General features: G+C 33.5%; 8 protein-coding genes and 3 pseudogenes. 2 read left to right on the top strand and 9 right to left on the bottom strand.

The genetic code is table 11. The annotated features are described in order from the left end of the window. Nucleotides 1-111: 111 nt before the first annotated feature. A pseudogene (locus AAIE21_RS28730) lies at nucleotides 112-580 on the top strand (DDE-type integrase/transposase/recombinase). Between the two features lie 145 nt (nucleotides 581-725). On the opposite strand, the gene AAIE21_RS28735 reads toward AAIE21_RS28730, so the two are convergent. The 7 genes from AAIE21_RS28735 to AAIE21_RS28765 form a co-directional block, all read right to left on the bottom strand. After that, a complete protein-coding gene (locus AAIE21_RS28735) occupies nucleotides 726-1,661 on the bottom strand; it encodes a DMT family transporter (protein ID WP_343269802.1) in 936 nt (311 codons plus the stop codon). Between the two features lie 134 nt (nucleotides 1,662-1,795). After that, complete coding sequence (locus AAIE21_RS28740) at nucleotides 1,796-2,551, bottom strand: 2OG-Fe dioxygenase family protein (protein WP_343269803.1); 756 nt, start codon at nucleotides 2,549-2,551, stop codon at nucleotides 1,796-1,798. A gap of 15 nt (nucleotides 2,552-2,566) precedes the next feature. Then, nucleotides 2,567-3,751, bottom strand: a complete 1,185-nt coding sequence (locus AAIE21_RS28745) for an argininosuccinate synthase-related protein (RefSeq protein ID WP_343269804.1) — start codon at nucleotides 3,749-3,751, stop codon at nucleotides 2,567-2,569. A 600-nt stretch (nucleotides 3,752-4,351) separates the two neighbouring features. Next, on the bottom strand, nucleotides 4,352-5,545 hold the full coding sequence (locus AAIE21_RS28750; RefSeq protein ID WP_343269805.1) for an MFS transporter: 1,194 nt from the start codon (nucleotides 5,543-5,545) through the stop codon (nucleotides 4,352-4,354). A gap of 74 nt (nucleotides 5,546-5,619) precedes the next feature. Then, nucleotides 5,620-6,669, bottom strand: coding sequence for a Gfo/Idh/MocA family protein (locus AAIE21_RS28755; protein ID WP_343269806.1), 1,050 nt, complete (start codon nucleotides 6,667-6,669; stop codon nucleotides 5,620-5,622). A 16-nt stretch (nucleotides 6,670-6,685) separates the two neighbouring features. Continuing rightward, nucleotides 6,686-7,546 (bottom strand): HAD-IIB family hydrolase, encoded by an 861-nt coding sequence (locus AAIE21_RS28760; RefSeq protein WP_343269807.1) that lies wholly within the window; start codon nucleotides 7,544-7,546, stop codon nucleotides 6,686-6,688. Further along, nucleotides 7,533-8,858 (bottom strand): DegT/DnrJ/EryC1/StrS family aminotransferase, encoded by a 1,326-nt coding sequence (locus AAIE21_RS28765; RefSeq protein ID WP_343269808.1) that lies wholly within the window; start codon nucleotides 8,856-8,858, stop codon nucleotides 7,533-7,535. The genes AAIE21_RS28760 and AAIE21_RS28765 overlap by 14 nt, the downstream gene beginning before the upstream one ends. A 98-nt stretch (nucleotides 8,859-8,956) precedes the next feature. Between AAIE21_RS28765 and AAIE21_RS28770 the strand changes: the two genes are divergently transcribed. Next, the gene (locus AAIE21_RS28770) at nucleotides 8,957-9,946 is read left to right on the top strand and encodes a LacI family DNA-binding transcriptional regulator (protein WP_343269809.1); all 990 of its coding nucleotides are present in this window, start codon (nucleotides 8,957-8,959) and stop codon (nucleotides 9,944-9,946) included. A 174-nt stretch (nucleotides 9,947-10,120) separates the two neighbouring features. Here the strand turns inward: AAIE21_RS28770 and AAIE21_RS28775 are convergent. Further along, nucleotides 10,121-10,204 (bottom strand): annotated as a pseudogene (locus AAIE21_RS28775) (IS6 family transposase); the annotation flags it as partial. A 458-nt stretch (nucleotides 10,205-10,662) separates the two neighbouring features. Beyond that, nucleotides 10,663-10,879 (bottom strand): annotated as a pseudogene (locus AAIE21_RS28780) (hypothetical protein); the annotation flags it as partial.

The raw sequence follows: 10,879 nt of genomic DNA on the forward strand, positions 1-10,879 counted from the left end.
TATTTTCTTTAGGGGCAGGGACTGCCCTTATAGCTTGATAAATATAGATAGCTAATAAAAGTATCTACTTCCCAAGAAGCCCCCACTTCAAACAGTCCGTAAGGACGTTAAGTGGCGGGTAGTTCACTAGCTGTTGGCTACTATTGTCGTTTTTCCTTAAGTTATCGAGATGTATCTGAGATCCTCAAGGAACGTGGGGTTTCGGTTCATCCTACAACGATCATGCGTTGGGTTCATGAATATGGAAATCTTATCTATCAGATCTGGAAAAAGAAAAACAAAACTTCCCAACCATCATGGTATTTAGATGAAACCTATATCAAAGTCAAGGGAAAATGGTGTTTACACTCATACAAAACACTGTACCCTCAAACATCTTAATAATCTCATTGAACAAGACCATCGGCGCCTGAAACGCCGGTTTACAAAATCGGCTGGGTTTCAATATCTTCGTCATGCTTCACGAACAATAAAAGAAGTTGAAACAATTCAAGCGATATATAAACAGAGACGAAGTCTTCGATCAGACTCCGTCTTTTCAGCATACAGTGAATTACAAAAATTATTAATCACTGCCTAAATAGTTCTTCTCATTTATCAATCTGTTTATGCTTTTTTCAAACTTTGCAACAGAACCGGATATCTTATCAAACCATTCTTCAAAAAGTCGCAATATTTTTATGAACATCGTAACTTTATTTTAAAGCCAGATCGATGCTAGGGATTCAAACCTTTTGACGCCTTAATTCAATCTGGCGTCCCCAATAGGTTGCAGTTACGATAATTACACCGCCTATTATTGCAATCCCTGTCATTGACTCACCTCCGATTAAAACCGCGAACATAGCTCCGAAAAGTGGTTCGGTACCAAGTAGAAGACCCACTCGTACGGGCGAGGTAAGACGAATCATAGTCATTTGCACATAAAAGGCAAACAACGTACCAAAAATGGCTAGATACAGAGTAATCCCCCAAAACTGCCAGGTGCTGTGTAGCGTAACATATGTGTGTCGTTCCATTATTAAGGAAGCAAATCCAGTCAAAACAGTCACTACTACCATCTGAATAGTTGTCAGTGCAGCTGAATCTAATTCCTTTCCTGTTGTTAGCTTTTTAGTGTATACCATTTGAATTGCACGCATCAAGGCTGCTGCTAAAATCATTAGATCGCCATAATTTAAATGGAATTCCCCCTTGATCGTGAGCATCCCAGTACCAATAACAGACAACAATACTACTCCGATAACAGCATTTCCTGGATATTTCTTATACACGACACCTCCCACAATTGGTGTCAATACTACACATAGGCTGATTAAGAAACTAGAGTTCGAAGCTGACGTATAAAAGATTCCTATTGTTTCAAAACTATAGATTGAGAACAAAAGTAGCCCTAAAATGAAACCAACAAACCAAGTGTCCTTCGATAATCGACGATATTCACGCATTGTAAACGGAGCCATCATTAGTACAGTTAGGGAAAACCGAAGAAACAAGAACAGAAAAACCGGATACACAGAGACAACGGTTTTTGCTGTAATATAAGTGGAACCCCAAATAATGGCTACTAGTAGTAATAACAGATCCGCAGTCCAGTTTGCTTTTTTGAAATGCTGACTCCTTAAGGCGTTCAGTTTACTTGATTTTTCTAATAATGCCATCAGACATGTACCACCCTTATTTTGGAGTTAACTACCCCTTGCTACTTACGTAGAACAAAAGAAACCACTTCAAGAAAATCTAGAACTTGAAGTGGTATTCTCACACTTTCGTCTTATAGTCTCTTAAAATTCTCCTACTTTTTTGTAAACATAGCGATAAGCATGTCTCTGTGCCCCTGACTGTCTGCATGCTGAGACTTGATTGGCGTTACCCCATGCATAGTTCTCTCGTCGTTAGCTATTACACAATCTAATGGATTTAGCATTGTAAGAGTGCCTAGCGCATTTTGTTCCTCATCATACATAGTCGTTTCACCACCGACCACATTTACACGATCCACTAGCATCATTAAAATGTAGGTAACACCATCACGGTGAGCACCCTCCGGCGTTGGCATTCCTGCATCCTCATTTGCTGCAAAAATTCTATTTTGGAACACTTGTACTTCCCAATTACTCTTACCTTCGATTTTTTCAAAGATGTTCAGACACCATTTTAACAAACCGTTTAAAAAGGAATTCTGTATTATATGTTCTTCAAATGGTTCAAAAATTCTTTCAGTACCTCCATTCAAAGGGTTAATATATAGTGGTTGAACATAGGGACGCGCTGGAAGTAGCTCTAATTGGCCATTTTGTGCAAGGTATTCCCACTCCGAGAATCGGCGCAATCGATACTTTCCATTATCTTTCATGAAGTTATCTTGGAGCAAATTATTCCAACTATTAGTAAATTCATTCCAGTGTGTTTCTTTAAAAAATTCCACTTTCTCCTTCAGAAAATCTCCTTTTATATAGCACATCCTGTTCTCAGTAATTTGTTTAGATATTGCATCAACAATAGGAGTCTCATCTGTACCATAAAAGCTTTGTAAAATTGTTGTAGCCATTTTATTTTCCTCCTTTTATATTAAGGTTGTAGTGGATACTCGATTTTCATTCGATTTTTGTTTTTCCCAACCATCTCGATCACGAATATAGAGTGGTCGAGATGCACAGATTGAATTAACTTCGAGTGTCCGCCAATCCAAATGATAGGTAACTGTCCCCGTAACATTTCGTGCGATACTACCAATAAACTGCTGTGCTGCCTCACGCAACGTACCATACCAGCGCCCCTCAACTGCCTCGCGTATCCAGATTTGCTCCAAACTTATCTTCTCACGAATTGATTCAGCCTCAACACAAGCAGTTTCTAGTTGGCGATACGCATGCAGTAGAATATGAGCAGCTGGCATTTCTCGAACTTCCAATACTTTTTCCCCACCAGCCAAATGTTCTAATCCAGAGAATCGGCCAATACCATAAATCCCCGCTTCAACATTAAGATGTTCAATCAATTCCAGCAATTGCATCTTCTGACCGTTCACGGACAATGGTATACCTTCCTTGAAAGAGATGGACATTTTAGTTGCATCAGCTGTTGGTTTGGAAGCACTCCAGCGATACAAATCTTCAGGCGTAGAAAAATCTTCTGGATCGTCGAGCATTCCGGATTCAAACTCACGACACCAAAGATTAGAGTCTCCACTGTAGTTACGCGTTTGAAACACGTTAACCCCTTGATTACGGAGCTCATTTATCTTCTCTTCTCGAGTCAAAGCACTGAATTCATAAGGAGTACCGTAATATCCCTTAAATCCCAGTTGATCAAGTGCACCATTTAGACGACGAAGACTGTTCTGGGATTGATTTGCAGTGTGTAAAATGACATCGCAGCTCAACTCCTTTGCTAAGCGGACTGCCTGATTGACAATACACGGGCGGCTCAAGGATGAACTGATTGGGTGGACACCGAGATAAGATGCATGTGCTGCAATTGCTGGTGCTACAAATTGCTCCACAAATTCTTGACGTTTGTCCAAAATAACGGAATGAGCACCGAACTGCTTAGCAAGGTTTTGAATATCGACATAATTCACATCGTCTCCTAGATCAACAGTAAGTGCGATAACTTCCTTACAACGCTGCTTTGAGAGCAAATGTAACAAATACGCACTGTCCAAACCTCCACTAAATAGAGTAAGAACTCGAGACCCAGGTTTGATAACATCTCTCAGATTTTCAATGCTACGAATACGCTTCTTCATTTTTAGTTCCTTCTTTCATTTTTTATCTTGTAAATAATACCCAAAATAAATCGTAGCTTAAATTATGTTTTATGGTCCCTAGTTCTTATTTTTCTGTAATAATATTTATTAACTATCTTACATATATCTTTTGAAAAAATATACAGAAAATTACTAATTTTGTTATTTATAAAAAAACGCAGGAATTTTCTGTATATTAATGATAAAATAATCCTTTATTTACACAGATATGATATAGAGACCGAAAATAATGCCTGTAACTCTATCAAATCCCGAATTATTCTCATAATCGTTATAAAATTAGTGTTTCTTTTATGCCTGGTGATACTCAGTTAATACAAGTTCTGAACAAGTTAAGCAAAGGACAACTTACTCATACATCCTTAGCTAAAAATATCTTCATAACCATCTATAATTATTTTTATATAACAATTCTCTACTAAACATATTACACAGTACTTACAGAAAAGCGCATATAAAAATTTAGATATTTATGATTATTGAATTGTTTTTTAGAATTTTTATTAATTTTCCTCATAAATTTCTCTTATGCTAAATTGATGCAAAATGACAAATAAAAATACCTCTTAATAAGTAACCCTAACTACCTATTCTGTTTTGCTTAACACTTTTATCCATCTCTTGAGATTTTTTTCTTATCTTTAAAATAATAAGACTAAGCATTAAGGCTGAAAGTGAAAATATTCCAAAGGTGGTATTTATAGTATTCAAGGATAAGCTCCAACTAATAAGAAAAGATACAAGTGCCCCTCCTAAACTTGCAGATGCAATAAATATACTTGTTACTTCTTCTGTATTATTTTCCATAATTCGTGTAGCTAAAATTAGTGTTATTGGAAAAATCCCAGCTATAACTAAGCCAATAATGAAAATTAAAGATAAATATAGGACTGTACCATGAACAAGAGGAAATAAAAGTAAGAATACTACTAATGCGAAACAACTACATGTAATATACTTCCAATAGTTAAATTTATGAATAAACTGACCTACAAGAATTCTTCCTATAACTATGGCTAACCAAAAGCATGATATACTAAATGCGCTAATTACTTCATTATTTGTAAGGATCATAATGGTAGATAAAAAGTTAGCAAGGTTTGTTTCAATACCTGCATATAAGAATGCGAAAAGCCCAATGAGCAATAAAATCTTTACTTTGTCACCTTTAAATTTAGTGATTAGAATAAAGAGCGATTTTTGTTTTTGCCTTTTCGGAAGTGTAATATGCCTAAATTTAGAATTTCCAATTAGGTACCAAATGCTTAGTGTAAGAAGTAGAAATATTAGCACTCCATACAGGATAAAATACCATTCATAATATTTTATAAAATAATTAACAAATAAGGGGAATCCAAGTGCTCCAATCCCAAACCATACTTCAAGTATGCTAAATCTAGCCGCACTATTGCGTTCTACAAGAATTATAAAAGATCCCATTGTCGTTTCTAGTAAGCCTGCTCCATATCCTAATACGAAAGCTATTACGACTAGATATATCCACTCTTTAACAAACAAAAATCCTCCTAGTACCGCAATCATTGCCAACACACCTAATGTTAAGGTCTTAAAGTATTGATACTTTTTTACTAATATTGGTGAACTAAGAACACCAACTAGAAAACCAGTAAATTGAAAAAATATTAAAACTCCTAATTGATCAGGAGATTTTTCGTAATACTGTAAAAAAGAAGGTATTAAGCTTCCAATACAAACATGTATTACTCCCACGATAAAATAGAATAAACAACCATAATAAAATATTAACCGCATTTATTACCAGCTCCAATACGCAATAAAAACAGGGATCTAAACCACAAATTAAAATCCCTGTTTTAAAAGCAGGTCTAAATAGTTGATACAGATAAACCATGATTTGTATTATTTTTGTTAAAGAATAAGTCTAATATTGATTGTGAGCGATAACCATCTTCAAATGTTGCAACATTTTTATTAGTAAAACCTGCTGCAGCATTTGACCAGTTTATAATTTCATTTCTAAAAGAATCAGCCCATTCAAAAATCTCATTTTCTGGATCCGCTAATAAAGATAAAGGTAAAAGGGTTTCTTTCTTATTCAATCCATCAAAAATAACATATTTATATGGATCTCTAGAGTGATACTTATATTCTTTCTTAGTACCTACTACCTCGATACTAAAACCACAATCTTCAGGTAAGGAACTTTTAGATGTGGTAATATTAACAAATACTTTATTTGCTAATTGACCGTAAACCTCAGCATAATCGTCCACAAATACTTTTTGACCATCTTTTTCTGTTACATTCGTATTAATTTTGGTTCTAACAGTATCTTCTCTAAAATCACTTTCGAATAAAAACCACAATAAATCAATTAAATGAATTCCTAAATCCCCTAATGCCCCACTAGTTTTATTACTTTGTAAGTCATCTCGCCAAGTAAATGTTTTTCTTCTTAATGCACTATTTTTTTTGAAATGGAGTCTAATAACTACTATCTCCCCTAATTCTTTAGTTTGAATCAGTTCCTTTAAAGCAGTGACATAAGACAAGTAACGATAGTTGAAACCCATTGCTGCAACTTTATTTGTTTCTTTGGCTACTTTCATCATATATTCGGCTTCTTCTAAAGAAATAGCCATTGGTTTTTCACATAAAACATGCTTATTTTTTAATAAAGCTTGAAGGACATGCGCTTTATGACAGAAGTTTGGTGAAGCAATAATAACGCCATCTACTTTTTCAATTAACTCTTCATAGCTATTAAAGGCATGCCCATCATACTCTTCTATTAATTTTTGGGCATTCTCCTGGTTGATATCATATGCTCCTACTAGTTTACAATTACTTATAGTAGATAATGCTCTACAGTGAGCTTTTGCAATTCCACCAGCACCTACAATTCCAATATTCATTATAAGAACATCCCCTTTAATTAATAATGTGCTTTAGAGTATTTAAAATTCCAATAGAATATTCACCTTGAGCTAACATAGAGTGCGCTTTTTTTGCTTCTTCTGTCGCGTTTTGTATTAAGTAACCGTGTTGAACAGCTTTAAGCATTTTCAAGTCATTCCCACTATCTCCAAACGCAATTGCATTTTCTCTTCTTAAATCGTATTTATCTAAAATAAACTTAACAATTTCATCTTTCCCAGTTCCAATCGGAATAAAATCTACATCATAGCAATCTTCTGGATCACCTGCTAATGGATTACACCGGTTAATATTAACCCCTACTAGATATTGCTCTGCAATTTCTTTTATATTTTTGAAATTTTTAGTATCTACAATTTCATTTTGTTCTTCATAATAAAAATTAAATTTGTATTTAGATGTTCCTAATTGTGTCTGTGGTTGTAAAAATACACCATAATCTCTTTCTAATAAATCAATGATTTCATCAATTTTACCAGGTACAAGCCCACTATTATCAAGCTTTTCTTCCCATCTTTGATCAGTTAATGTAATACCATTACTATTAAAGTATGCTATTTCTGTCCCCAATCCACTTGCTATAAAATGAGGGAAATACTGGACGGGTCCTTTTTTCATTTTTTCAATGATAGATTCTAAACTACTCCCTGTTACCCAACCAATTACTAGATGACCATTACTTCCTTGTTCATATAAGTACTCTTCTAACAATTTCATGTTATTTCTTTTGGATTCATCCATATCATGAGGGTAATATGTTTCATCAAAATCACAAAAAACTACAAATTTAGGATTTTCAACTTCTGGTAATCTTTTGAATGTTAAAGAATTTAAAGTTTTATTATTTAGTGACATTAATCAGTCCCTCCATCACATAGTCTTGTTCTTCTAATGCTATATTCGGATATAATGGTAAGTGTAATATCTCTTTATGAATTAACTCTGTATTTAATAAATTAGCATTTATATATTTATCCTTAACCAAGTTAGTGTTCTGTTTATGAGCTAATACAGGGTAATAAATGTCGGTTTCAATGTTATACAGCTGTTTCAATTTCTTTTTCAGCTCATCCCTCTTTCCATTTTTAATTCTAATAGGGAACAGGTGCCATACATTGTCTTCCGTCATCTCAGGTAGTTGTATTAATTCTTTATCCATTAATGCTTTTAGATTATTTATATATCGCTGAGCTAAATGTACTCTTTTAAAATTGTTATACGATAAATGTTTAATTCTCTCCAAACCAATTGCTGCTTGTAAATTATCAATTTTAGAATTGAAGCCAAAATCTAATACTTTTTTATTTTTCTTATCAACTTCAAAACCGTGATAGCTATATTGATTACACTGAATTGCAAGATCTTCATCATTAGTAACGATTGCACCAGCTTTACCACAAACACCGAAATTTTTATATGGATTAAAACTAAGAACTGTAATATCGCCGTATTTCCCAAGATCCGAAGAACCTATAGCCTGACAAGCATCCTCAACAATTCTCAATTGATAAGCATCTGCAATTTGACGGATTTTTTTCATATCACATTGTTTACCATACAGATGAACTGGTAAAATGCATTTTGTTTTTGGCGTAATAGCTTCTTCTATTTTAGTTGGATCTATACAGTAATTTTGAGGATCTATATCTACAAAAACAGGTTTTGCTCCAATTGCTAACACAGCATTCTCTGTAGCAGCAAAACTATTAGCAGGCATAATCACCTCATCGTCTGGCTGGATTTCAATAGATAATAATGAAATCATTAGAGCATCTGTACCACTACTTGTTGCAATTATAAATTGGTTGTTTAAATACTCCCCGATTACTTCCTCTAACTTTTTTGAAAATGGTCCACTTGTAAATTGTCCTGTCGGTAATACCTCTTTTAAAGTTCTCATTATTCCGTCGATTTCTTCTGTAGAAATTAAACGGTTGACAGGCATGAATTCTATTTTCTGTATATTTTTTCTGCTATAATTGAAAATATCTTTATTGATATCGACATTATTATCCAATTTGTTATCTTTAAATAATTTCTCTTTCATTTTGTGATTCGGTAAAATATTGCTAATTTCGAATTCAATACCTTTTGTTTCGCCCTGTAAGTATTTCAATAAGGCTAAATGATCTTTGCTATGACCAGAAACTGTAGTAAGAGTTTTCACGTTAAAATCACCTCTAAGAAATTATTTTAAAAATCATGAATAGAATATATTTTATGTTATCGATTACATGTCAACAATTTTTTTTATGGAGTGATTCTATGGTAACAATTAAAGAAATAGCCAAACTATGTAATGTATCAAATGCCACAATTTCAAGAGTGTTAAATAATCATCCTTATGTAAATTCAGAAAAACGTGAAAAAATATTGAGAGTAATGAAAGAGTTAAACTATACTCCTAGTTCTATTGCTAGGAATCTTAGGGTAAATAAAACACAAACCATAGCCCTATCTATTCCTAATATTGCTCATCCTTTTTTTGGTCAACTTGCTAAAGAGATATCTAAGGAATTATTGAAACACAATTACAAATTATTGATTTATCAGACTTTTTATGAAAAAAAAATAGAACTTGAATTACTAACATTGTTAGAAAATAAAGCTGTGGATGGTGTAATTCTCGCATCCTTAGAAAACAAATGGAAAGATGTGGAGTGTTACTTAGCACATGGTCCAATACTACTGTGTAATGAGTATGAGGAAACTGCTCCTATTCCAATAATTTGCTATGATGAATATGAAGCGGGCTATAAAGCAGTTAAACATTTAATTAGTAAAGGACATGAGAAGATAGGTTTTTGCTACGATTCGTTTAATAGTCAAGCTCAATTAAAACGTAAACAAGGATATCTTCATGCTCTAGAAGAAAAACAGTTATCATATAAAAAAGAATGGCTATTTGGAAATGCAATTACTGTTGAAGATGGGTTTAAAATTTTTGAGCAGTTAAATAATTTAAAAGACAAACCTACGGCACTATTTACTGGTAATGATCAAGTAGCAGCTGGAGTTATTAAAAATGCTACTTTAAAAGGGTATAATCTTCCAACTGATCTTGCCGTTTGTGGCTATGACAATCAGTTAATTTGTAAAGTTACCAGTCCAACAATAAGTACTATTGATATTCCAATAGTTGAATTAAGTAAACGCGTTGTTAGTGAAATACTGATATATATAGATTCAAAAGAGAGTATTAGCCGTAAAATTATTCAATATCCTACGAATCTAATTATTCGTGAATCGACATAAACGTAATTGGCAATTTTATATGAGATGAGCTATTCATCCAAAAGATAATTGTTGAGAAACTTATATATGAAGATACAACCTTCAATTTTGTAATATAATGAGTTTTTTCGGGGTTCTGTTGCAAAGATAATCAATTTTTAAAAAAGAACGCCAGATTCCGTTAGGAATCCACTGTTATACAGTGAGACCGAAGAGATTATTGATAAGTTGTATCTGATTTTGGACAGACTTCTCCCCTTGGAGAGTTTGTCCCTTCTTGGGGGAGTACCACCACATCCATCAACTTAAGAAATTAATTGTTCTCCAAAGCGAAAAAAACAAACTAAATTCCCATGGATACCCATGAAAAGAAGAAATTTTCGGAATTATAAGAGTTAGTCATAAATTTCTCAATATGGATATTAGCACCATTTTTAGTTGTAATATTCAAATTCAACAGTTATTTTAATATGATGAAAAAGTGATGGTTATCACCCTATTTGTTTCTCCTTATGCCATAGATAAGACCGAGTTTGGTATTATCTTTTTTTCTTTGCATATTTTCTTAGAGGATGAATGGATAGGTAACATATGTGTAAAATTTGATATACTAAAAGAAAAATTAGGATGATAAAGTTATGTCAACAAAAAAATCCCAAGATACTATACAACAGTTGGTTCTGGTGCAAAAGCATTCGCTAGAAACCTAGAGAGTCTGTTTTCTTTAAGTTGCTAGTTTATGAAGCTACTCCAAACAGTTGATGGATGAATTCTTTTTGATTTTGAGCAGACGTCATCCTTTGGTGAATCTGTTTCTTTTTGGGGTGGCACCACACATCCATCAACTTAAGGTATATTTTCATACAAAATGCGGTCTTTTCATATAGTTTATTATTATCTTTTATAGATTTTATAAAAGTGGGCATATCAAATAAACCCTGACGGGTTTCAATT

Origin of the sequence: Paenibacillus sp. 102, from assembly GCF_039549175.1 — a bacterium.
GTDB lineage: Bacteria > Bacillota > Bacilli > Bacillales > Bacillaceae_G > Bacillus_A.

Bases quoted from the DNA above. Each gene is read 5' to 3' on its own strand.
- AAIE21_RS28760 (WP_343269807.1), bottom strand. From the start codon at position 7,546: ATGTCACTAAATAATAAAACTTTAAATTCTTTAACATTCAAAAGATTA.
- AAIE21_RS28750 (WP_343269805.1), bottom strand. From the start codon at position 5,545: ATGCGGTTAATATTTTATTATGGTTGTTTATTCTATTTTATCGTGGGA.
- AAIE21_RS28745 (WP_343269804.1), bottom strand. From the start codon at position 3,751: ATGAAGAAGCGTATTCGTAGCATTGAAAATCTGAGAGATGTTATCAAA.
- AAIE21_RS28740 (WP_343269803.1), bottom strand. From the start codon at position 2,551: ATGGCTACAACAATTTTACAAAGCTTTTATGGTACAGATGAGACTCCT.
- AAIE21_RS28755 (WP_343269806.1), bottom strand. From the start codon at position 6,669: ATGAATATTGGAATTGTAGGTGCTGGTGGAATTGCAAAAGCTCACTGT.
- AAIE21_RS28735 (WP_343269802.1), bottom strand. From the start codon at position 1,661: ATGGCATTATTAGAAAAATCAAGTAAACTGAACGCCTTAAGGAGTCAG.
- AAIE21_RS28770 (WP_343269809.1), top strand. From the start codon at position 8,957: ATGGTAACAATTAAAGAAATAGCCAAACTATGTAATGTATCAAATGCC.